Raw genomic sequence first — 20,391 nt, 5'->3', positions numbered from 1 at the left:
GCCTACCCCTTGATGAGTTGATCGACCAATCCGCGCAAACCGGCCAGCTCCCTGACCGGGGAGTATTTGTCCTGTAGCGTGGTGATATTGTGTTTTATTTTATTAAAATCAAAATGCCCGCTATCCATCTCTTTGATCTTGCTCAACACCATTTCTGAGAAGCTGCGGATATCACCGCATTTTACCTCATGAAACTGCCCTTCCAGCCAATACTCTTTACCTGCTTCGCCGGTATAGCCTATCACCAGGTTGCCTGCCAGCGCCGCCTCTATCGGTGGCAGGCCCAGGCCTTCAAGCTCGCTGAAAGATAGGAATATCTTGGATCTGCCCAGGGTTTCAGCCACAGCCTGCTGGTTCATATTCTGTATCGGGAAAATCTTCCATGAGGCAGGCAGTTTTCTGGCAATAAAATTCATCACCAGCGTGGAATGCTTTTCCAGCTTGCGTGGCATGTAAGTGATGATATTCTCTTTGTGCATGGCCGGCTTGAACACATCATCTTCTACGGACAGATGCAGCCGGTAAATCTTCTGCTCGAACTCGGGAAAAAGAAACAGCAGGCAGGCATAGATATCATCCGAGACACAGGTGATCAGTTCCGCATGCTGATAGGCTGTGTAAACCGAAGCGATATCCGCCTTGCGAAAGATATCATAGCCGCCCTGTACCTGTATGATGTAGCGTATGCCTTTATCACGGGCTATCCTGGCTTCGCGCGCGGCCCACATCTCATGGATCACGAACACCTCATGCTTTTTATTAAAGATGAAGTCCTTCTTGAAACCCAGATTGGCAAATGACGCATCGCATCTGAAACTCACATCTTTGGGGTGGAATACCTGCGCTTTCACTTGCGCGATCTGCATATCGTTGATCAGCGAAACATGCCGGTAGATCACCTTGACGCCACCCGAGGCTTTTTTGGCGTTGGGGCATAGATAAGTCAGCATCAAAGCATGTTCAGACCGTTCATCCCTGGCCTGATACCTGAATCTCCTGAACTTGAAGAGAAGATTGCTAATGATCCTGGATCTTAGAAGATGCATCATTTTTCAAATTTTTTGCTAAAGTTTAAAAACTGATTCAATAATTCACTGCCCCACAAGCTATCAGGCTCTATCACATTGCCTTCTGCCCACTCGTTCCAAGACTTGATGATAACCACCTGAGTTTGCAAAAGCTGACGGCGCTGACTTAATTGCAGATAGATATTATCCAGATGCTCGGCAAAAGACTGCGGATCAAAGCCTTTTAGAATAGTGCCTCTGCGCAAATGACGCGGTGTGGTATCCCAGCCGGTAAATACGATGGGGATCTGATGCGGGTCTTGCGTTAACGGGTCGTTATCTATCACCAGCCCCTGGTAACTATAGACGAACGGCCCCAGCTGCCGGCAATGGAAAGTGCGGGCCAGCTTTTCACGGATATAAGACCACCAGTTATCGCGCTTGCGCCATTTGAAGATACTGCCGGATTTATTGTAGCCGTCGAAATGTTTTTTCCACGGCTGATGCGGCTCGGTGTTATCGGCCAGCCAGTAAATGCCAGGGAAACCATGTTGCACTGCGCATTGTTCAAAAGTCTGTATGAATACTTCCAGATCAGGGATATCTCTGGGGCTGAAAATCGAGAATACCGGCTTGGCGTCTACCTTGATGTAATTGGCAGACTGAAAATGCGGCAATAATTGCTGAAAATAAGCGCGGTAATCTTCAGCACCCAGGTATTGCTGCAATTGCAGGGTGATATTTTCGCGTTTGTTAAACCAGGTGTGATTGGCCCAGCAAAAGGCATATTTGAAATCCAGCTGTTGCTCGAGCACCATTTGCATGGGCTTTTCCAGTAATTTCTTGCCCTGACCAAACCAGTAATCAAACACCAGAAAACCATCTATGCCATGCGCTTGCGCTACCGTTTGCTGCCATTCGAATACGGCGGGATCTAGCAGGCTGTAATCACCGAATGGCGTGTCAGGTTTCTGTATCTGTTGCCAGTCAAAGTAGGTTTTTGCCGAGTTCAGCTGTTGCCACTCGGTGAATCCGGCACCCCACCAGCGATTGTTTTCTTCGATCTCGTGGAATTGTGGCAGGTAATAAGCCAGACTTAGCAGACGGTTAGGCATGACGGTTAATTATCCAGGCGGCTGTCTGCAAGTATGGCTTCGCCATCTATGCCACGCAATTTGGCATTGATGCGCTTGGCACCCTCGCGCATGTTCTTTTCGCTGGTGCCCAGTTGCGGGTTGAAGATCAGCGTGGCGTGGTTGAGATGATCTACATACTGGCCTAATTGCACCGAGTCAAGAAAGCGCATCTCATAGCCGGCGGCGACCATTTTCTGATGCATGGCCATGCCTGCGGTCTGGTTCTGGTCCGAAAAACAGGTATTCAGTGCACGGATGACATCTGTACGGTACATGGCACAGTGGCTGCGTAAGTAATATTTACTTTCATCCAGGCGATTGGGGTTGTATCCGCGGTAGCCGAACCACTGGTGCAAGGCTTTTTTCCACGACTGCTCGAAGCGTATGCCCCAGCGCTGCAAAGTGGTCTTGGACTCCAGTTTCCAGGAGCCTACACCAGCCAGTTTGGGATTGTCCTGAAACGACTGCAATAGCAGCTGCAACCAGTCGGCACGCTTGACAAAGGTATCGGTGTGTATAGAAAGCACAAACGGTGTCGTGACGGTTGCCAGGGCCATATCCAGCGCTCGCGAGTGCGAAAGCGGCACCGTATCATCAGCGGCAGGCTGGCGCTCTATCAGGGTCAGCCAGGGTAAAGAACGCAGATAGTCCAGCGATGCATCCTGCGAGTTGTTATCAATAGCAATGACTTCCACCTGGCTGAAATCAGTGTATTGACGCAACAGGCGCATGCATATCTTGGTGATTTCCGGCGTTTTGTAATTGGGCACCAGTATGGTGACTTGTTTGTGGTCTGTCGTCATGGCCGGCATTATAGGGTAAATGTCATGGTTCACTCAAAGGTGCAGGCAGTGGCTTAAAAGTCGCTATATGGCTGCAGTTCAAGATGGTGACTCACGGTCACCTGATGTTGCCTGCAATAGCTTTGCCAGTCCGGCATATCGGTCCAGTCCGAGACAAACACAAAGTCCAGCCCGGCGCCGGTAGAGGCCTGGTGATCAAAACGGCTATCGCCTATGAACAATGCCGGAAACTCTATGCTGCCGTCGGCTATCATTTTGGCCAGATGCTCGTTCTTTTTGGTCGGCCCGCCATAGATACCCAGCTCAAACAGATGGCCCAGGCCGCGCCGTGGAATGATCTTGCGCAGCTCCTGCTGGTCGCCGCCGGACATCATCATCCATTTGGCGTGCGCAGTCCTTTGCTTCAGTGACAGTAGCTCGGGGGCTACCTCACATTGCATCAGCGTCTCATCCAGGATCTCGGTGAAGGTATCCATCAGGGTCTGAAACAGTTCGTCACTGTATGGCTGCTTGAGGATGTCGCTGATGTAGTAGCGTATCTTGTCGTTGCGCGGGATGCTGCCCAGCTTGATGTGGTAATCGACAAAAGCCTGTGCCTGCGCATCAGTGCCTCCCGTGCGTTTGGCGGTATTGTAATAAGCATCCACTTTGGTTTGGTTGCTGTTGAGCACGACCCCATCGCAATCGAGCACTATGGTTTTGTATTTTTCAAGATTCAGGGACTGGGACATAAGCGGAGAGCAATAAAAAAGGCCTGTATGACTACAAGCCTTGATTATAGCGGATTTGATTTACCTTAATTGTGACGACTTGCTCAGTCTGAATTATTTGGCAGCCACGATCGCTGAAGCTTCTTTTGCCAGCTTGGTGATATGTGCCCAGTCTTTACGCTCAACTGCGTCGTTAGGTGTTAACCAGGTACCGCCACACACCACTACGTTAGGCAACGCCAGGAACTGTGGCGCACTTTCGACACTCACGCCACCAGTAGGGCAGAATTTCACATCGGCAAACGGGCCGGCAAAGCCTTTCAGCAGATTGATACCACCCACAGCCACCGCCGGGAACAGCTTCAAGAAATAGTAATCATCGGCATTCGCCATCATGATCTCGGAACCGGTAGACACACCTGGCAACAATGGCAGGCCGATCTTGCGTGCAAACTGACCCAGCTCACTGGTGTAACCAGGGCTGACAGCGAACTGGCAACCTACATCTTTAGAAGCTTGTGCATCTTTCAGGTTGCGCACAGTGCCTGAACCCAGGATAGCATCAGGCACATGCTTGGCGATCTGCTCCATGGCTTGCAGGGCGACTGGCGAGCGCAGAGTCACTTCCAGTACCTTCACACCACCTGCCAGCAACGCTTCTGCCATAGGCACAGCGTCTTCTACCTTGTTGATGACAATCACCGGAATGACCGGGCCATGGTTCGCTAAATCTAATGTGCTCATGTTTAAATATTTACCTAATTAACAATCGGATTCTAAAAATAAAATTTTATATGCCTTGTAAATTCAAATGGCTAAGCAAGACTAGGCGCTGGAGCGAAGACAGTACCATAAGTACGGCAAGCGACTGCAGCGAAGTATTGCGACGAAGTTTTAATTACAACCAGGTGATCGCGCCTTCTTCGGCCGATAGTACATTCCTGCGCATACCGCCAAACAACTCCCTACCCAGGCCGTGGGCATTGTGGTGGCGCTTGGCATCGCTCAACTCTTCAGTCTCGCGTTCAGCCCAGGTATCTTCATCGACCAGCACATTCAACTGGCCTACCGTGCCATTCAGACGAATGATGTCACCGCTGCGGATCTTGGCGATAGGGCCGCCGGCACTGGCTTCAGGGCTTAAATGGATCGCGGCCGGGATCTTGCCGGAAGCGCCACTCATACGGCCATCAGTGACGATAGCCACGCGGAAACCCTTGTTCTGCAGCACCGCCAGCGGTGGCGTCAGTTTATGCAACTCTGGCATACCATTGGCTTTAGGGCCCTGGAAACGCACCACGGCGATAAAATCTTTTTCCAGCTCACCACGGTCAAACGCGGCCAGCAGTTCTTCCTGTGCATCAAACACGATCGCTGGCGCTTCTATGATGTGGCGGTCTTCAGGCACTGCGGAGATCTTGATCACACTGCGGCCCAGGTTGCCTTTCAGCAGACGCAGACCACCAGACTCGTTGAACGGGTGCGCTGCGGTACGCACTATGGTCTCATCGCCACTTTCAGCCGGGTAGTCTTTCCACACCAGCTTGTCAGCCTGTTTTTCCGGCTTTTTACCGTAATCACGCATGCCACCGCCACTGACGGTGTAAACATCCGGGTACATATAGCCGCCTTCGATCAGCTCGCGGATCACAAAACCAGGGCCACCGGCTTCCTGGAATTCGTTGACGTCGGCTTTACCGTTAGGGTAAACGCTGGCCAGCAATGGTGTTGACCTGGCCAGGTAGTGGAAATCGGTCCAGTCGATCACGATACCGGCAGCACGTGCAACCGCTACCCAGTGTATCAAATGGTTAGTCGAACCGCCGGTGGCCAGTAAAGCCACCATGGCGTTGACGATCACGTGTTCATCTACCAGCCTGCCGATAGGTACGAATCTGTTTTTCTGGGTATTCTGCAACACCATGCGCACCGCTTCGCGGGTCAGGTCTTCACGCATGCCGTCATGCGGATGAATAAAGGCAGCGCCAGGCACATGCAGGCCCATGGCTTCCAGCAACATCTGGTTACTGTTGGCGGTACCGTAAAACGTACAGGTACCCGCGCCATGGTAAGCGGCAGACTCACTGGCCAGCAACTCTTCACGGCCAACCAGGCCTTGGGCGTATTGCTCGCGCACTTTTGATTTGGAAGTGTTATCTATGCCTGTGCTCATAGGGCCGGCCGGCACGAATACGCACGGCAGATGGCCGAAATGCAAGGCGCCTATCAGCAAGCCCGGCACGATCTTGTCACACACGCCCAGTAACAGTGAAGCATCGAATACATCGTGCGACAAAGCCACGGCGGTGCTCATGGCGATGGTATCGCGGCTGAACAGACTCAGCTCCATGCCAGGTTCACCCTGGGTGATGCCATCACACATGGCCGGCACGCCGCCAGCGACTTGCACGGTCGCACCGTGTTTACGCGCTTCATCACGGATGATGTCCGGATAATTCACATAAGGCTGGTGCGCAGACAACATTTCGTTGTAGGCCGTGACTATGCCGATATGGGGCGGTTTTTCAGCGTAGATCTTGAATTTATCGTTTTGTGGCATGGCCGCGAATGCGTGCGCCACGTTGGCACAGCCCAGCCTATCCGGACCTTTTTCACGGTTGAGATAATCATCGATACGCTGCAAATAAGCCTTGCGGGTCGGTCGACTGCGCTCGATGATGCGTTCTGTTACTTCAATGTGAGATTGTTTCATTGACTATCGCTCAACTGTGTTTTAACTACCTGAACTATCCTGATGAACTGCTATGACTTGCTTCAATCACAGTTTAGGGACTTATTGTATTTGAGTCCAAACTGAACTCTATTCCCGATTATCGCTAAACTACTGGAATCAGTCAAACGCAAAAGAGGGGCTAACTCTATTTTTTTGAATGATTCCAAACACTTAAATCGTAATCAGGCCATATCAGGACTTAACTTTTGCTCACCAGACTTTTCGTCACCAGCACATCTTCCAGCATCAGGTACTCCAGGTCACAGCCATAAAACATATTCAATGCGTCAGTCGGGCTGCATATCATAGGCTCGCCACGGCGATTGAGCGAGGTGTTCAGTACCACGCCGTTGCCACGCAGTGTTTCCAGATGTTCTATCAGCGCATAGTAGCGCGGATTGGTTTCCCTGGTGACCACTTGTGCGCGTGCGGTGCCATCTTCATGCACCACTTCCGGGATGCGTGATTTCCAGGCCGGGTTGACGTCAAAGGTAAAGGTCATATAAGGCGCCGGATGATCCGTTTGCAGAATATCTTTTGCCACGCGGTCCAGCATGCTGGGGCAAAATGGCCGCCAGCGCTCACGGTATTTGATTTGCGCGTTGATACGGTCAGCCACGCCAGGAAAGCTGGGGTCGCCCAGGATACTGCGACAGCCTAATGAACGCGGGCCGAACTCCATACGGCCCTGGAACCAGGCCAGCGGATTGCCCGCTGCCAATAACTCGGCAGCTTTTTGTGGACCATTTTCCACGCGCGTGAATACGGGTTTTTCCGGGTGTGCTTCACAAGCGGCTATGCATTCTTCATTCGTGAATGCAGGCCCCAGATAAGCGTGCTCCATTTTATGGATGGTTTCACCGGCCTGGTGGGCAGCGTAGGTTGCCGCGCCCAGACTGGTGCCGTTATCACCAGCTGCCGGTTGCACGAACAGTTCTTGCACATGCGGCAGGGAGATGATGCGCTGGTTGAGTTTCACATTCAGCGCCACGCCGCCGGCCATCACGATCTTGCCGGTCTCGCGTATGATATCGCCCAGGTAATACTCTATCATTTGCAGCGCCAGGTCTTCCAGCAGTTGCTGTACGCTGGCAGCATAATGGATATACGGGTCATCGATCTCGTCACCAGAGCGCTTGGGGCCTAACCATTCGATCAGCTTGGGCGTGAAATAAAAGCCTTTGCCGCCTTCTTTATAGCGGCGCAAGCCAACCACATTGACATACTCAGTATTGATGACCAGCTCGCCATTCTCAAACTTGGCCAAGCGGCTTAAATCATATTTCTTGGCGTCGCCATAAGGCGCCATGCCCATGACCTTGAATTCGCCATCCAGCATCTCAAAGCCCAGGTACTCGGTGATCGCGCCATACAGGCCGCCCAGCGAATCCGGGTCATAGAATTCCTTGATCTTGTGGATCTTGCCGTTCTCGCCATAGCCGAAGAAAGTGGTGGCGTATTCGCCTTTGCCATCAATGCCGACGATGGCGGTCTTTTCTTTAAAACCACTCAGGTGATAAGCGCTGGAAGCATGTGCCAGATGGTGCTCTACCGGCACGAATTTCGCCTTGCTCAAGCCCAGGTCCTGCATCAGCTTCAGCGATTTGTCACGGTTGCGCCTGAAACGGCGGTTACCGTTAAAGATCGCATCCAGCGCACGGTCTGGTGCATACCAGTAACGTTTGGCGTAATGCCAGCGTGCAGGCGAGGCCAGCGAGATCTCGCCATATGGGAAGGCGACGATATCCACTTGTTCCGGCGTCACGCCCGCCTGCTGCAGGCAGAACCTGGCGGCCTCGTACGGCCAGTGATTTTTGGCGTGCTTGTCGCGTATAAAACGCTCTTCTTCAGCCGCGGCAATGATTTTGCCATCGACCAGAATAGCCGCAGAAGCATCGTGCCCCAATGCGCCGGATAACCCTAATACAATCATTCAGTGACTCTTCAGTAGATTAAATAGAAATGCCTGCCAGTGTCAGCGGTGTGCGATCCACATACACCGCCTGAAAACTCTGCAACAGCGCATTATACAGGGAAGTATCGTCTTTCCAATTTTGCAGCAACCGGCGGATATCCTTCACATGCGCACGCAAGGCACGTCTGGCACAGCGGTGCTGCTGCATGCTGTCCAGGTCCATCACTATGACCTGGCCTTGCGCATCCAGCTGCAGGTTACTGGCTTTCAGATCACCGTGCGAGATCTGCAACAGGTAGAACTGGTAACAGGTCAGCGCCAGTTGCCTGAGCGCCTCTGCGCGCAAAGCATGCTCTTTCACAGTATCGAAAAACGTCAGTGCATCAGGCCATGTGCTGTTGGCAGACACAAAATAGGCCTCGCCACGCAAACCGAAAAAGCGCTTTTCCAGCATCGCCAGCGGTTGCGGCGTTAAAAAACCATAATACTGCAATCTGTGCGAGTTAGACCATGAATCTGCCGCCCGGCTTGGCCGCCAGCTGCGGCCCAGGGCATGCAGCAGGTGCTTGATATTGTAGCGCTTGATCACCACCTCCAGCTGCATTAGCCGGCTCTGCACCACAGTGCTGGTATTGCCATCCTTGAGCAGTTTGCCCGCCTGCATGGCCGTTTCCAGTGAATCAGGGTTTAAATCGGGCAAAGCCACATGTGCGTTACGCGCCAATACAAAGTCAGGTGTTTGCTGCCACACGACATCAGTGCAGTTGCGAAAGATCTTGCGCTCTACATACTCGCGTACTGCGTTGGCTTTATCGCGTGCGGCCCAGGCCAATATCTGCCTGGCATCGATTTCAGCAGGCCATAGCCGCACCTGCTGGTAAGCGCCCAGCAATGACGCCACCCATGCCTGCTGCTCAAGCACCGCCAGTTTGCCTATCAGAGCAGACAGCTGCTGGTAGGCAGCACGCCTGGATAAGGTTTTTTTGCGTATGCCATCGCCATCGATAGACCATATCTGCCCTTGCGCCAGCATAAAGTTTTTCAGGTGCAGGTCAGTCTGCACCAGGCCGACCGCATGTTGTTGCGCCAGCACCCGCACCACGCTTTCTATCAACTGTGCTCTTTGCCCGGCATCGCTTTGTGCATAAACCTGCTGCACATTTTCGGCCTGGGAGATAGCTGCATAAACCAATACATGTGCTTGCCCGCTTTGCGACTGCCCCTGCCATAACAAGGCCGGTGTGGCCAGCCTGGCTCCCGCCAGCCACAATGCGCCCTGCGCATCGCGCTGTGCATATCTTTCGGCCTGTGCACCAATAAACACCTTGGCGAACACGGCCTGGCCCTGCCATTGCGCACTGAACACCCAGCGGCGGCCAGGCAACATTCGATGTACCTGTAATTGCGTCAATGCCGCGCCATCAGACAGCAACACTGCATCATTAGTGACCACCGGGCAGGCTGAAGCCTGTTTATCAACATGGGGGCTATTGGGATGGCTGGTGGTTTGCAGAGGGTGCATGCACAGTGTGGTTTCAGAATAATGGGCTATTTTACTGCAAAGCACGCGCTATGCAGTAAAACAGCCCCAAGTCATAACACATGACATCACGCAACTCATAAAAACTTGGCCGCCAGTTGCGGCTTGCGCGCCAGAGTTTGTTAACATAGTCACCACCTTGAATTTTGCCTGTGAGCCATCACTCATGCTGTTTTACTTTTGCAAATGTATCGCCTGCCTGCCACTGCGCTGGGTGCACAGACTAGGTGCCGGTTTAGGCACCCTGTCATACTGGCTGGATGGCAAAAGTAACCGCATCGCACTCGGCAACATTGAGCAAAGCCGCCTGACGGAAAATCGCGACCAGGCCAGACAGTTAATGAAGCGCAGCCGTATCGAAGCCGGTAAAGCCTTGCTGGAAACTTTTTTTATCTGGGGACAAACCGGGGACAAGCTGCTGCCGCTGATTCATGAAGTACATGGCTGGGAGGCAGTCACCCAGGCACAGCGCGAGGGCAAAGGCCTGATCTTTCTCACACCCCATATGGGCTGTTTTGAGATCACCTCGGTTTATTATGGTGCCCACCACCCTATCACCGTGCTCTACCGCCCGCCCAAACTGCAAGCACTGAGCAATCTGGTGGTGAGTGGACGGCAAAAAGGCCAAGTAACCATGGCGCCAGCCAATGCAAGCGGGGTGAGGAAGTTGTTGCAGGCACTCAAAAGCGGGCAGGCGGTAGGCATATTGCCCGACCAGATCCCGCGCAGCGGTGAAGGCGTTTGGGCGGATTTCTTTGCCAAACCGGCGTATACCATGGGTTTGGCCAGCAAGCTGGCCAGCAAGTCTGATGCGGTAGTGGTGATGGCATTCGGTGAACGTCTGGCAGAGGGCAAAGGCTTTAATATCCACCTGACCCGGGTCGCCGATATTCACACCCCTGCCCTGCTCAACCAGGCGATAGAGCGGCAGATCGCGCAATGCCCGGCGCAATATTTGTGGCAGTACAACAGATTCAAACAGCGCCGCTATGCCATGCACAAACTTGAACAGCAGTCCGCGGCCACGCCCTCTTCTGCCGCGCCATCATCTAGCAGACCGGGCGATACGCCAGACCAGCAAGGCTGACTAGCTGTGTACCAGGCCCTGTATCCAGCGGCTATAAACCTTGTCGGCCACGCTATGCAGGCGATCGCACCCGGCTTCGACTTCTGCCAGCATAGCTTCAGCAGACTGCACGGCCGGGCTGGACGATGATTCTGTGATATCCGCCTGCCATTTATCCGTCCACATCCTGACCATTTCCGGCATCATTTCTATATGGCATTGAAAGCCTATATGCTTGCCAAAGGCATAAGCCTGATTCTCGCAATACGGGCTAGCCAGCACACGGGTCGCGCCTTCTGGCACGGTAAACGTCTCGCCATGCCAGTGAAAACTGTTAAAGCCTGACAGCTCGCCAAACCATTCTTTCGCCAGCTGGCTATTGAGTACCGACACCTCACCCCAGCCGATCTCCTTGACCGGGTTCTTGGTGATGGTGCCGCCCAGCGCCTTGCTGATCAGCTGGCCACCCAGGCAATGGCCTAACAAAGGCACATCCTTGGCGACAGACTGGCGGATCAGACTCAGCAGCGGCGGTATCCACGGCAGATCATCATTGACACTCATAGGCCCGCCCATAAGCACAATGCCGCTATAGGCCTCGACTGAGGCAGGCACAGCTTCGCCCTTATCGATGCGTACTTCGCACCACGGAATAGCATGTTGCGCTAAAAAAGTGCCTAAATAACCTGCACCTTCGCAGCAGGCGTGCCTGAAAACAACCACCGGTTTCATACTGACCCTTTTCGCTTCCTTTACTTGTGACTATATCGGCTAAAATTAAACTACTTTATATTCACCAAGCAAGATTCCGTCCAGATTGTATGGCCCTATGGCATAACGTACCAGCCGCAAGGTCGGAAAGCCTATATGCGCCGTCATTCTGCGCACCTGGCGGTTCTTGCCTTCGCTTATTTTAAGCTCCAGCCAGGTGGTGGGGATAGTTTTGCGTTCACGGATAGGCGGATCACGCTGCCACAAATGGGCAGGTTCAGCCATGATCCTGACCTGCGCCGGCTGCGTCACAAAATCACCTAAATCAACACCCTGTTGCAATGGCATCAAATCTGCTTGTGTAGGAGCACCTTCGACCTGAACCCAGTAGGTTTTGATTTCTTTGTGTCTGGGATGGCTTAAACGATGTTGCAAAGCACCGTCATCGGTTAAAATGAGCAATCCTTCAGAATCGGTATCCAGCCGCCCGGCCGCATATACGTTGGGAATCGGAATATAGTCTTTGAGCGTCGCATGTTTCTCGTGAGGAGTGAACTGGCAGACGACGTTAAAAGGTTTGTTAAACAGTAACAACATGGAAAGCGCTATGTCAAAAATCAAGGTGCCAGCGACTGGCAGCAAAATCGTCGTGAATGCCGATAATACCCTAAATGTTCCCGACCAGCCTATTATCCCTTTTATCGAAGGTGACGGTATCGGTCTGGACATCACGCCAGCGATGATTAAAGTAGTCGATACCGCCGTGGAAAAAGCCTACGGCGGCAAGCGCAAGATTTCATGGATGGAAGTCTATGCCGGTGAGAAGTCAACCAATGTTTATGGCAAGGACACCTGGTTATCAGATGAAACCATGTCTGTGCTGAAAGAGTATGTGATCTCCATCAAAGGACCATTGACCACGCCGGTCGGTGGCGGCATCCGTTCATTAAACGTGACTCTGCGCCAGGAACTGGACTTATACGTCTGCCTGCGCCCTATCCAGTACTTCACCGGCGTGCCTAGCCCGGTCAAACATCCGGAAAAAACCGATATGGTGATCTTCCGCGAAAATACCGAGGATATTTATGCCGGTATCGAATGGGCTGCCGGCTCCGAAGAAGTCAAGAAAGTGATCAATTTTCTGAGTGACATGGGTGTGCGCAAGAAGATACGCTTCCCGGAAGCTTCTTCCATAGGTATCAAACCGGTGTCTGTCGATGGCAGCAAACGCCTGATCCGCAAAGCGATCCAGTACGCGATCGATAACAACCGTTCTTCAGTGACCATCACGCACAAAGGCAACATCATGAAGTTCACCGAAGGTGGCTTCCGTGACTGGGGCTACCAGCTGGCTAAAGAAGAATTCGGTGCAGAACTGATCGATGGTGGCCCATGGTGCAAACTGCCAAACGGCATTGTGATCAAGGATTGTATTGCCGACGCTTTCCTGCAGGAGATCCTGTTGCACCCGGAAGACCACGATGTGGTCGCAGCCCTGAACCTCAACGGTGACTATATCAGTGATGCACTGGCAGCACAGGTAGGCGGCATAGGCATTGCGCCAGGCGCCAACCTGAGCGACACCATCGCCATGTTTGAAGCCACACACGGCACGGCGCCAAAGATCGCCGGTAAAAACCTGGCCAACCCCAGCTCATTGATCTTGTCAGCCGAAATGATGCTACGCCATATGGGTTGGGTAGAAGCAGCTGATCTGGTCATCAGCGGCGTGAGCAAGGCGATCGCCAGCAAGCGTGTGACCGGAGATTTCTCCAGCCAGATGGAAGGCGCGACTCAAGTCGGCTCTGCCGAGTTTGGCGATGAGATCATCAAGAACATGCAGGCGGCATAAGCGTCATGCTCTAAAGCATTGCCATCAACAAGCGGCATAACAAAAAACGGCTCACCAATGCGTGAGCCGTTTACATTTGGTGCCCCTAAACTATCATTATGCTTTTTGGATATTGCTTGCTTGCTTGCCTTTTGGGCCTTCCGTCAAATCAAAGCTGACGCGCTGACCTTCTTTTAAGCTTTTGTAGCCAGACTCAACGATCGCGGAAAAGTGCGCAAACAAATCGTCGCCGCCATCATCAGGCGTAATGAATCCGAAACCCTTAGAATCGTTGAACCACTTCACGGTACCTGTTGCCATTTTACTTCCTTACTTTTTTTACTTATTTAAAGGGAGGCGCCCCAAAAGTTTGTCTCAAGTACTTAAGTCGCAATAAACAAGCTTTGCTTTACTTAAAGACGGCTACAAAAAACCTGAACGCAAACGCCTTAAGGGCTTTATACATTCAGCATTATTTAAATGTCAAGAGTAATTTTTCATCTTTTCGCGAATTGACGTAAATCCGATTAAAATTTGTATAAATGCTGCACGAGAGTACGTCTTTTCTCTGATTTGACTAGCGGCCTTAGCCCGTATACTTGGGGAAAAGTATTGTTGTATCAACACATTAACCAGATTAACTCGAGCTCAGATACCACCCTATGGCAACGCTTGGCAGTACACAAAAACTTGGCGGCATGGCGCGTACATTGGTGCAGTCTGCACTGATCAGCGAAGATGAGGCTGGCGAGCTGCAGCAAAAAGCACTGACGCAAAAGATCAGTTTTGTTGCGGCTATCCTGGCGCAGAAAAAAATCTCGTCCCGGCATGTTGCGCAGGCGGCTTCTGATGCCTTTGGTTTCCCGTTCTTTGATCTGGATGCCCTGGACCAGGACTCGTTACCCGATAAAACCATAGATATCAAACTGATGCAGTCACAACGTGTGTTGTTGCTGCAACAGAAAAGCAATGTCGCCTATATCGCGATCTCGGACCCGACCAATCTGCAGGCGCTGGATACCATACAGTTCCAGATGGGGGCTACGTTATCGCCACTGGTGGTAGAAGACGACAAGCTGGGCAGATGGATAGACAGGATAGTCGAATCCAAAGACACCAGCATGGCGTCATTGAATGCCGGCAGTGATGACTTTGATCTGGGGCTGGAAGAAGCCAGCCAGGAGCAGGAAGCCGAAGTCATGCAGGAGGTGGATGACGCACCTGTGGTTAAATTCCTGCAAAAAATACTGATGGATGCCATTAATATGGGCGCCTCGGATCTGCACTTCGAGCCTTATGAAAAATATTACCGCATACGCTTCCGCATAGACGGCGTGCTCAGGGACATGGCGCAACCGCCACTGGCGATCAAAGACAAACTGGCCTCGCGTATCAAGGTGATCTCCAATCTGGATATCTCGGAAAAACGCATCCCGCAAGATGGCCGCATGAAGTTGCTGCTGTCCAAGACCCGCTCTATAGACTTCCGCGTCAGCACCTTGCCACTGATCTATGGTGAAAAGATAGTGATGCGTATCCTGGACCCGACCAGCGCGACCCTGGGCATTGAAGCCCTGGGCTATGAGCCTGAGCAGAAAGAAGCCTTGCTCAAGGCCGTTCAGCGCCCTTATGGCCTGGTACTGGTGACCGGGCCTACCGGTTCCGGCAAAACTGTTTCGCTGTACACCTGTTTGAACCTGCTCAACGACCCCGGCGTGAATATCTCTACTGCGGAAGACCCCGCAGAGATCCCGCTGGCCGGGATCAACCAGGTCAACGTCAACGACAAGCAGGGCCTGACCTTTGCCGCAGCGCTCAAATCCTTTTTGCGCCAGGACCCGGACATCATCATGATCGGTGAGATCCGTGACCTGGAGACGGCGGATATGGCGATCAAGGCGGCATCGACCGGGCACATGGTGTTATCTACATTGCACACCAATGACGCACCCACTACCTTGTCGCGGCTGGTGAATATGGGGGTCGCCCCCTTCAATATTGCTTCGGCGGTGACGTTAATTACAGCACAACGCCTGGCCAGGCGTTTATGCAAGCATTGCAAGGTACCGTTAAATGTCCCCAAAGAAGCATTGCTGAGCGTAGGTTTTAAAGAGGCCGACCTCGATGGCAGCTGGCAGCTGTATGATGCCAAAGCAGGCGGCTGCGAGCATTGTAATAATGGCTACAAAGGCCGCGTGGGTATTTACCAGGTGATGCCGGTCAGTGAAGAAATGGCGCGTATCATCATGGCCAGCGGCAATGCCATGGATATTGCCGAACAGGCCAAACGTGAAGGCGTCAAAGACTTGCGGGAATCAGGCCTGCTCAAAGTGAAGCAGGGCCTGACTTCCATAGAGGAAGTTGAAGCTGTCACCAACGAATAATGCACAATTTGATGGATCATCACTAAGAAAACATTATGGCAACTGGAAATATCAAACAATCCGTCTTCCTATGGGAAGGTAAAGACCGTAAAGGCAAACTGGTCAAGGGCGAGATGCGTGCCAATGGCGAAGCCGTGGTCAATGCCACCCTGCGTCGCCAGGGCATCACGGTCAACAAGGTCAAAAAACAGAGTTCCTTGCGTATCAAAGGCAAGGTCACTGACAAGGACATTACTTTATTCACGCGCCAGCTGGCGACCATGATGAAAGCCGGCGTGCCGTTATTGCAGTCGTTTGATATTGTCGGCAAAGGCCATCACAACCCGGCAGTCGCCAAACTGCTGGCCGATATCAAGGCCGATGTAGAGACAGGTAGCAGCCTGAGTGCAGGCTTCCGCAAATATCCCCTGTATTTTGACAACCTGTTTTGCAACCTGGTCGCGGCCGGTGAACAGGCCGGTATCCTGGATGCCTTGCTGGACAGGCTGGCCACTTATAAAGAAAAGATCCAGGCCATCAAAAGCAAGATCAAATCAGCCCTGGTATACCCTATCTCTATCATCGTGGTGGCCTTTATCATCACCGCCGTGATCATGATCTTTGTGGTACCTGCGTTTAAAGACCTGTTCGGCAGCTTTGGTGCCGACCTGCCCGCGCCTACCGTGATCGTGATCAATATTTCCGACTTTTTTGTACGCTTCTGGTGGGCGATCTTCGGCACGCTGGGCTTTGGCATCTGGTTCTTCCTCTACACCTGGAAGCGCTCTGAAAAGCTGCAAGCCACCATGGACCGCCTGATGCTGCGTTTACCCATCTTTGGCGAACTGATACGCAAAGCCACCATTGCGCGGTTCGCCCGCACACTATCGACCATGTTTGCGGCCGGCGTACCGCTGGTAGAAGCCCTGGACTCGGTGGCGGGCGCCTCCGGCAACAGGGTCTACTATGACGCCACCAAACGCATACAGAGTGAAGTCAGCACTGGTACCAGCCTCACGGTTTCCATGCAGAATGCCAATGTATTCCCCAATATGGTGATCCAGATGACCGCCATCGGTGAGGAATCCGGCTCGCTGGATGCCATGCTGACCAAAGTGGCCGACTTTTATGAAGCCGAAGTGGACGATGCGGTCGCCGCGATCTCCAGCCTGATGGAGCCGGTGATCATGGTGGTACTGGGGGTGCTGATCGGCGGCCTGGTAGTGGCCATGTATATGCCTATCTTCAAAATGGGCAAGGTGGTCAGCGGCACCTAGCGCTTATGCCGCCAGGGCAAAGGCAGGCACAGACGGCTTGCCTTGCCACTTTTACATCAGGGGATGTTACTCAAACAAAAGGCCGGAGATCCGGCCTTTTGCATATACTCGCTTGAGATAAAAAAACTATTTCTTGGCAGTCTGCAGGGATTTCTCTATCTCGTCTGCAGGCTGTGCGCCCAACATGCGCTTGCCGTTTTCAAAGAACATGGTCGGGGTGCTGTTCACGCCTATCTTGTGCGCCAGCTCACCCACTTTTTCCAGCGGCACTTCGCATTTAGCGGTGCTGGTAGGCAATTTGTTGTTGAATATCCACTCCTGCCAGGCTTTGACGCGGTTGCTGGCACACCAGATACTGCGCGATTTGTTGGCTGCATCTGGATGTAACTGCTCGATAGGATAGAGGAAAGTATAGATGGTGACATCGTTGATCTTGGTCAGCTCGTTCTGCTCCAGGCGCTTGCAGAATGGGCAATCCACGTCTGAGAACACCACCAGTTTGCGCGCACCGTTGCCCTTGACTACTTTGATCGCCTGATCCAGTGGCAGACTGTTGAAGTCTATCTTGGTCAGTTCATCCAGACGTTCACCAGTGATGTCTTTTTTGGTTTTCGGGTCTACCAGACGACCTTCAGCGATCAGAAAACTGAATTTCTCATCGGTGTATATGATCTGACCGCCCATAAATATCTCATACAGACCGGCATAGCTGGTTTTAGTCACGCTATCGACCTTGATCTTGGGGTAGGCCGCTTCAAGGGCTTTTTTAACCGAAGCCTCATCAGCCACACTGCTCAGCGCGCTGAATAGCAACACACCCGGCAATACCGACGAAGCGATCAGGCGCAGACTAGAACTCAAAAAACTTTTTTTCATGGATCACTCTTTCTCAAAGCGGGCACAACACCCTCACCCTTGGGTGGCTGTGCGAATTAAAAATCGTTTTAGCATAGCACTGTTTTCCAGCCCGCGTAAACCCAGGATCGCCGCATGCGTCCATACCGGCTCCGCGCGCGCGAACAGTTTATCCAGGCCGCGTGTCAATGCATGCATCTTCAGGATATCCATTTGCCGCATACGCATGACGTGTCGCAGAAAGCGCGCATCGCCTATAGGGCGCAAGGCAGGCAGTTTGGCTAATTCAAGGCATAAGGCCTGCACATCCTGGAAACCCAGATTGACCCCCTGCCCCGCCATAGGGTGCACCTGGTGTGCGGCATCCCCTAACAACAGTACTGCAGGCAATGCCATGTCATCAGCGGTTTGCTGGGCCAGCGCAAAACTCAACAGCTGGCCGTTAGGCTGTAACTTACCCAGCACATGGCCGCAGCGCTGCTCGACCTCGGCGGCCAATGCTGCCGGCGACAGGCTCTGTTTCTCCTGGGCTTGCTCGTGCGGTAATGCCCACACCAGCGACACCTGCTGTTGCGGCATGGGTAGCAATGCCAGTGTCTCATGGCTGCCGAACCATTGCCTGGCGATATTGCCGTGCCCCTGTTCGGTCAGATAATTGGTCACCAGGGCGGTCTGTTCAAAGTCTACCCGGCTGACCCTGACACCGCTTTGCGCACGCACCCATGAACGGGCACCGTCGGCACCCAGCAGCAATTGTGCAGTGATGACATGCTGCGGCAATGTTAACTGCACAATATGACCTGCATGTTGCAATGACTGTGCCGCGGCATCGGTGATGACGGTCAGGTCTGACTCTGCCAGCACTTGCCAGCACGCAGCTACAAGGGCCTGGCTCTCGACGATGCAGCCCATTTGTGCCAGATGCGCATCCTGTGCATCCAGCTGCAGGCTGGGTGTGGCATGCATGGCGGTGGGTGACCACAGATGCATGGCGCTCATGGCATTGATACGGCTGGCTGGCACATGTTGCCACACGCCTATCTCTTGCAGCCAGTGCACGGTTTCATTGGTCAAGGCATAGATACGCGCATCCCAATGCCTGGTGTCCTCTACCCAGCCCTCAGCCAGTAGCGGACGCGGGCCGGCATCTGTCAGCACCACTTGCTTACCAAGTTTGGACAAAGCGATCGCGGCCGTCAGGCCTACCAGACCGGCGCCTACGATCACCACTTCGGTGCTGATCTCGGTTTTGCTAGCTGCCATAACTCATCTTGTTGACCAGGAAACGACGCGCGAACGGCAGCAGGCTGAGTGCACCCAGGCCTGCCCCGCGCAACAGCCCGACGCCTACCAGGTCATTGGAAAAGACATTGACCAGGAAATCGGTGAATAGCAAGCCGCGTCCGCTATCGCGGGCGCGCGACTGCTGATATTCGCTGAGCCGATGCGCTGCGCCCCACTGGTCCGCTGCAGTGGCCGCGATATTTTTCGCCAGCGCCATGGCATCGCGTATGCCCACATTAAAGCCTTGCCCGGCGACCGGGTGCATAGTCTGGGCGGCATTGCCTATCACCACACAATGCGCAGCAAAGGTCTGTTCCAGTTTACTGAGTTTGAGCGGGAAGCGGCCGCGTTTACCTATATGCAGGAATTTGCCTACGCGATCTCCGAACGCCTGGTGCAGTGCCTGTAAAAAGGCCGCGTCATCCAGTGCGCTGATCTGGTCTATATAAGCCTGCTCCCCGGTCCAGACCAGGGAAAACTGTTCGCCGTTGGGCAACAACGCCATCGGGCCATACGGCGTGAACCGCTCATAGGCGATATTGCGGTGCGGCAGCTCGGTTCGCACCAGGCCCACCAGCGCATCGTGGCCGTAATGTTTGGTGTCGCGGATCAGACCGGGAATGGCTTCCAGGCTGCGGCCGCCATCAGCGACCACGGCCAGCGGTGTCACCAGCACTTCAGGCTCAGCGGCGGTCGCGCTCTGAAAAGTCACTTCTGCCGCAGCGCCATCGACATGCAAGTGCTGCACCGGCACCTGGTAGCGCACTTCGATACCGGCAGCGGATTCAGCCAGGCGCGCATCCAGCGCCTGCATCAATGCACCATACGACACCACATAGCCCAGCGCTGGCAGCTGGTGTTCACTCGCCTTGAGCAACGCACGGCCCAGGCCTTTCTGCTGCGAGACATGTATGCCTGCTATGGCGGTGACAGCAGCTGCCAGCCTATCCCACACACCTAACTGTTCAAGCACCTGGCGCGTGCCATAAGACAAGGCCAGGGCGCGGCCATCGCCGTACATGGCCCCCGGCTGCTGCGCTTCCAGCACAGTCACCGGCACGCCGGACTGTTGCAGCGATAACGCCAGCACCAGCCCGACCGGGCCGCCGCCTATCACTAATGGGTGCGCAACGCTTTGCTTCAAAGCTGTGACCTTTTC

At 53.3% G+C, this 20,391-nt stretch carries 18 protein-coding genes; 4 read left to right on the top strand and 14 right to left on the bottom strand.

From position 1 onward, the window contains the following. Positions 1-2 precede the first annotated feature (2 nt). The 8 genes from ACT6RZ_RS03980 to ACT6RZ_RS03945 all read right to left on the bottom strand — a co-directional run bounded on the left by ACT6RZ_RS03980 (position 3) and on the right by ACT6RZ_RS03945 (position 9,827). A complete protein-coding gene (locus ACT6RZ_RS03980; protein WP_444700896.1) occupies positions 3-950 on the bottom strand; it encodes a hypothetical protein in 948 nt (315 codons plus the stop codon). A 95-nt stretch (positions 951-1,045) separates the two neighbouring features. Further along, on the bottom strand, positions 1,046-2,122 hold the full coding sequence (locus ACT6RZ_RS03975; RefSeq protein WP_444700895.1) for a glycosyltransferase WbsX family protein: 1,077 nt from the start codon (positions 2,120-2,122) through the stop codon (positions 1,046-1,048). Between the two features lie 5 nt (positions 2,123-2,127). Then, the gene (locus tag ACT6RZ_RS03970; RefSeq protein ID WP_444700894.1) at positions 2,128-2,946 is read right to left on the bottom strand and encodes a glycosyltransferase family 2 protein; all 819 of its coding nucleotides are present in this window, start codon (positions 2,944-2,946) and stop codon (positions 2,128-2,130) included. A 53-nt stretch (positions 2,947-2,999) separates the two neighbouring features. Further along, positions 3,000-3,677 (bottom strand): HAD family hydrolase, encoded by a 678-nt coding sequence (locus ACT6RZ_RS03965; RefSeq protein WP_444700893.1) that lies wholly within the window; start codon positions 3,675-3,677, stop codon positions 3,000-3,002. Positions 3,678-3,770: 93 nt separating this feature from the next. Then, the gene (eda, locus tag ACT6RZ_RS03960; protein WP_055829629.1) at positions 3,771-4,400 is read right to left on the bottom strand and encodes a bifunctional 4-hydroxy-2-oxoglutarate aldolase/2-dehydro-3-deoxy-phosphogluconate aldolase; all 630 of its coding nucleotides are present in this window, start codon (positions 4,398-4,400) and stop codon (positions 3,771-3,773) included. 154 nt (positions 4,401-4,554) lie between these two features. Next, positions 4,555-6,369: a phosphogluconate dehydratase gene (gene edd, locus ACT6RZ_RS03955; protein WP_444700892.1), complete on the bottom strand. Its 1,815-nt coding sequence runs from the start codon at positions 6,367-6,369 to the stop codon at positions 4,555-4,557. A 220-nt stretch (positions 6,370-6,589) separates the two neighbouring features. Further along, on the bottom strand, positions 6,590-8,323 hold the full coding sequence (locus ACT6RZ_RS03950; RefSeq protein ID WP_444700891.1) for a carbamoyltransferase family protein: 1,734 nt from the start codon (positions 8,321-8,323) through the stop codon (positions 6,590-6,592). Between the two features lie 19 nt (positions 8,324-8,342). Beyond that, positions 8,343-9,827 (bottom strand): lipopolysaccharide kinase InaA family protein, encoded by a 1,485-nt coding sequence (locus tag ACT6RZ_RS03945; protein WP_444700890.1) that lies wholly within the window; start codon positions 9,825-9,827, stop codon positions 8,343-8,345. A 184-nt stretch (positions 9,828-10,011) separates the two neighbouring features. Between ACT6RZ_RS03945 and ACT6RZ_RS03940 the strand changes: the two genes are divergently transcribed. Next, entirely contained in the window at positions 10,012-10,932 is a 921-nt protein-coding gene (locus tag ACT6RZ_RS03940) for a lysophospholipid acyltransferase family protein (RefSeq protein WP_444700889.1), read from the top strand. On the opposite strand, the gene ACT6RZ_RS03935 is transcribed toward ACT6RZ_RS03940, so the two are convergent. Then, positions 10,933-11,643 carry a type 1 glutamine amidotransferase gene (locus tag ACT6RZ_RS03935; protein ID WP_444700888.1) on the bottom strand — a complete coding sequence of 237 codons (711 nt, stop codon included), beginning with the start codon at positions 11,641-11,643 and terminating at the stop codon, positions 10,933-10,935. It lies immediately after the preceding gene. Between the two features lie 45 nt (positions 11,644-11,688). After that, a complete protein-coding gene (locus ACT6RZ_RS03930; RefSeq protein ID WP_444700887.1) occupies positions 11,689-12,219 on the bottom strand; it encodes a pseudouridine synthase in 531 nt (176 codons plus the stop codon). A 10-nt stretch (positions 12,220-12,229) separates the two neighbouring features. Here ACT6RZ_RS03930 and icd point away from each other — a divergent pair, with 10 nt between their 5' ends. Continuing rightward, a complete protein-coding gene (gene icd / locus ACT6RZ_RS03925; protein WP_444700886.1) occupies positions 12,230-13,474 on the top strand; it encodes an NADP-dependent isocitrate dehydrogenase in 1,245 nt (414 codons plus the stop codon). A 96-nt stretch (positions 13,475-13,570) separates the two neighbouring features. On the opposite strand, the gene ACT6RZ_RS03920 is transcribed toward icd, so the two are convergent. After that, the gene (locus ACT6RZ_RS03920; RefSeq protein ID WP_015831543.1) at positions 13,571-13,774 is read right to left on the bottom strand and encodes a cold-shock protein; all 204 of its coding nucleotides are present in this window, start codon (positions 13,772-13,774) and stop codon (positions 13,571-13,573) included. A 341-nt stretch (positions 13,775-14,115) separates the two neighbouring features. Here ACT6RZ_RS03920 and pilB point away from each other — a divergent pair, with 341 nt between their 5' ends. Further along, a complete protein-coding gene (gene pilB / locus ACT6RZ_RS03915; protein WP_444700885.1) occupies positions 14,116-15,837 on the top strand; it encodes a type IV-A pilus assembly ATPase PilB in 1,722 nt (573 codons plus the stop codon). Positions 15,838-15,872: 35 nt separating this feature from the next. Further along, positions 15,873-17,093, top strand: coding sequence for a type II secretion system F family protein (locus tag ACT6RZ_RS03910; protein ID WP_444700884.1), 1,221 nt, complete (start codon positions 15,873-15,875; stop codon positions 17,091-17,093). A 126-nt stretch (positions 17,094-17,219) separates the two neighbouring features. Here ACT6RZ_RS03910 and ACT6RZ_RS03905 read toward each other — a convergent pair whose 3' ends face one another. Genes ACT6RZ_RS03905 through ACT6RZ_RS03895 form a run of 3 tightly spaced genes read right to left on the bottom strand, consistent with a single transcriptional unit; the run spans position 17,220 to position 20,376 of the window. Beyond that, on the bottom strand, positions 17,220-17,969 hold the full coding sequence (locus ACT6RZ_RS03905) for a DsbC family protein (RefSeq protein WP_444700883.1): 750 nt from the start codon (positions 17,967-17,969) through the stop codon (positions 17,220-17,222). A gap of 33 nt (positions 17,970-18,002) precedes the next feature. Continuing rightward, positions 18,003-19,211 carry an FAD-dependent monooxygenase gene (locus ACT6RZ_RS03900; RefSeq protein WP_444700882.1) on the bottom strand — a complete coding sequence of 403 codons (1,209 nt, stop codon included), beginning with the start codon at positions 19,209-19,211 and terminating at the stop codon, positions 18,003-18,005. Further along, entirely contained in the window at positions 19,201-20,376 is a 1,176-nt protein-coding gene (locus tag ACT6RZ_RS03895; protein ID WP_444700881.1) for an FAD-dependent monooxygenase, read from the bottom strand. The genes ACT6RZ_RS03900 and ACT6RZ_RS03895 overlap by 11 nt, the downstream gene beginning before the upstream one ends. Between the last annotated feature and the right edge of the window lie 15 nt (positions 20,377-20,391).

The sequence above is a fragment of the Methylophilus sp. genome (genome assembly GCF_052437885.1).
Taxonomy (GTDB): Bacteria; Pseudomonadota; Gammaproteobacteria; order Burkholderiales; family Methylophilaceae; genus Methylophilus.
This window is presented reverse-complemented; position numbering and strand designations above follow the sequence as displayed.

Bases quoted from the DNA above. Each gene is read 5' to 3' on its own strand.
- ACT6RZ_RS03950 (WP_444700891.1), bottom strand. From the start codon at position 8,323: ATGATTGTATTAGGGTTATCCGGCGCATTGGGGCACGATGCTTCTGCG.
- ACT6RZ_RS03905 (WP_444700883.1), bottom strand. From the start codon at position 17,969: ATGAAAAAAAGTTTTTTGAGTTCTAGTCTGCGCCTGATCGCTTCGTCG.
- ACT6RZ_RS03970 (WP_444700894.1), bottom strand. From the start codon at position 2,946: ATGACGACAGACCACAAACAAGTCACCATACTGGTGCCCAATTACAAA.
- ACT6RZ_RS03980 (WP_444700896.1), bottom strand. From the start codon at position 950: ATGCTGACTTATCTATGCCCCAACGCCAAAAAAGCCTCGGGTGGCGTC.
- ACT6RZ_RS03975 (WP_444700895.1), bottom strand. From the start codon at position 2,122: ATGCCTAACCGTCTGCTAAGTCTGGCTTATTACCTGCCACAATTCCAC.
- eda (WP_055829629.1), bottom strand. From the start codon at position 4,400: ATGAGCACATTAGATTTAGCGAACCATGGCCCGGTCATTCCGGTGATT.
- ACT6RZ_RS03930 (WP_444700887.1), bottom strand. From the start codon at position 12,219: ATGTTGTTACTGTTTAACAAACCTTTTAACGTCGTCTGCCAGTTCACT.
- pilB (WP_444700885.1), top strand. From the start codon at position 14,116: ATGGCAACGCTTGGCAGTACACAAAAACTTGGCGGCATGGCGCGTACA.
- ACT6RZ_RS03940 (WP_444700889.1), top strand. From the start codon at position 10,012: ATGCTGTTTTACTTTTGCAAATGTATCGCCTGCCTGCCACTGCGCTGG.
- ACT6RZ_RS03920 (WP_015831543.1), bottom strand. From the start codon at position 13,774: ATGGCAACAGGTACCGTGAAGTGGTTCAACGATTCTAAGGGTTTCGGA.
- ACT6RZ_RS03900 (WP_444700882.1), bottom strand. From the start codon at position 19,211: ATGGCAGCTAGCAAAACCGAGATCAGCACCGAAGTGGTGATCGTAGGC.
- ACT6RZ_RS03935 (WP_444700888.1), bottom strand. From the start codon at position 11,643: ATGAAACCGGTGGTTGTTTTCAGGCACGCCTGCTGCGAAGGTGCAGGT.
- ACT6RZ_RS03910 (WP_444700884.1), top strand. From the start codon at position 15,873: ATGGCAACTGGAAATATCAAACAATCCGTCTTCCTATGGGAAGGTAAA.
- ACT6RZ_RS03945 (WP_444700890.1), bottom strand. From the start codon at position 9,827: ATGCACCCTCTGCAAACCACCAGCCATCCCAATAGCCCCCATGTTGAT.
- icd (WP_444700886.1), top strand. From the start codon at position 12,230: ATGTCAAAAATCAAGGTGCCAGCGACTGGCAGCAAAATCGTCGTGAAT.
- ACT6RZ_RS03965 (WP_444700893.1), bottom strand. From the start codon at position 3,677: ATGTCCCAGTCCCTGAATCTTGAAAAATACAAAACCATAGTGCTCGAT.
- edd (WP_444700892.1), bottom strand. From the start codon at position 6,369: ATGAAACAATCTCACATTGAAGTAACAGAACGCATCATCGAGCGCAGT.